The organism is Citrobacter sp. Marseille-Q5395 (assembly GCF_947057495.1).
GTDB classification, from domain to species: domain Bacteria; phylum Pseudomonadota; class Gammaproteobacteria; order Enterobacterales; family Enterobacteriaceae; genus Citrobacter; species Citrobacter murliniae.
Window position 1 is genome coordinate 1 of sequence record NZ_CAMSEL010000053.1, and the last position, 1,272, is coordinate 1,272.

The following is a 1,272-nucleotide window of genomic DNA, read 5'->3' on the forward strand; positions in this document are numbered from 1 at the left end:
GGACTTGTCTGGTGAGTGAAATTATCCCGATATTTGAAGATTCCGGCCAGCGCGGTGCAGGCGCATTACGGGGTGGGCAGGAAGCCCGCGTGATGATGATGCTGGGGAATTTCGCCTTTTCGATTGATACAGCAGCTTATCATCAGCTTACCCGTGAGGCCAACTGGCGCTGGAGTGAACAGGAACACATCGGCAAACAGGACCTTCTTCAGTACACCGGAAAGCCCGGGCGTACCGTCATGCTTGAAGGGCAGTCCCACGCCTTTTTCCGTAAAGGGGTGGATGGGGTGAATGATTTATTTGATCTTGCCGATCAGGCGAAACCCCAGCAGCTTGTCAGCGGAGAAGGCGATGTACTGGGGTGGTGGGTGGTGACCGACTTTTCAGATACGACGAGTAAGTTTTTACCGGGTGGCGGTCACCGAAACAAAAACTGGACGATGACGCTAAAACACTATGCCGACGATCTATCAAACCCGTGACGGAGATGTACTGGATGCAATCTGTGCCGTGCATTACGGTACTGAAAATCTTTCAGATTCAGTGACTCAGGTTCTTGAAGCCAATCAGGGGCTGGCAGATCAGGGGGCTATGTATCCTTCCGGCCTGTATATCACACTGCCGGATCTGGTGACGCCCGTAGCGGAATCGCCATTCAGTTTATGGGATTGATATGGCAGATCAGACAGCGATGCCGGAATATGCGCCGGCCTTCAGCATTCAGGCCGAAGGGAAAGATATAACCCGGGTGCTGCAACAATGCCTGAGTGAACTGACCCTGACGGATTATGGTGGGGCAACAGCGAAAGCCGATGAACTGAAAATCAGCCTCATCTCTGAAACGCTGGCGCTTCCCACTAAAGGTGCCCGGCTTCGGGTTGCTCTGGGATTCAATGACCAGCTGATCGATAAAGGCTGGTTTGTTGTCAGTGGTGTCTCCAGCAGCGGCCCGCCAAGGCGTATTGAGCTTTATGCGACCGCCGCGCCGATGAACGCCCAGAAACAACCCGGAGATGTGACAAGCCAGAAAACCCGGAGCTGGGATAACCTTCGCCTTGCCGATATTGTCAAAACAGTGGCCACCGATAACGGGCTGATCCCCCGCGTGGCCGACGCACTCAAAGATATTCATATCAATCACATCGATCAGGTGGCGGAATCCGATGCCAACCTGCTCGCAAGGCTTGCTCGTGACTACAACGCAGTGAGCAAACCATCAGGAGGCTACTGGCTTTTTTTACAGCAAGGGGCCACGGCAACGGCTTCAGGGAA

At 53.9% G+C, this 1,272-nt stretch carries 2 protein-coding genes and 1 pseudogene; all 3 read left to right on the forward strand.

Going from position 1 to position 1,272, the window contains the following annotated elements; genetic code table 11:
• The first annotated feature begins 8 nt into the window (after positions 1 to 8).
• Positions 9 to 482: a phage tail protein gene (locus OH663_RS25720; RefSeq protein ID WP_233617181.1), complete on the forward strand. Its 474-nt coding sequence runs from the start codon at positions 9 to 11 to the stop codon at positions 480 to 482.
• Positions 457 to 672 (forward strand): tail protein X, encoded by a 216-nt coding sequence (locus OH663_RS25725; RefSeq protein ID WP_016150410.1) that lies wholly within the window; start codon positions 457 to 459, stop codon positions 670 to 672. The genes OH663_RS25720 and OH663_RS25725 overlap by 26 nt, the downstream gene beginning before the upstream one ends.
• A gap of 1 nt (position 673) precedes the next feature.
• Positions 674 to 1,272 (forward strand): annotated as a pseudogene (locus tag OH663_RS25730) (contractile injection system protein, VgrG/Pvc8 family); the annotation flags it as partial.

Coding starts and splice junctions, on each gene's coding strand:
- OH663_RS25725 (WP_016150410.1), top strand. CDS start 457: ATGCCGACGATCTATCAAACCCGTGACGGAGATGTACTGGATGCAATC.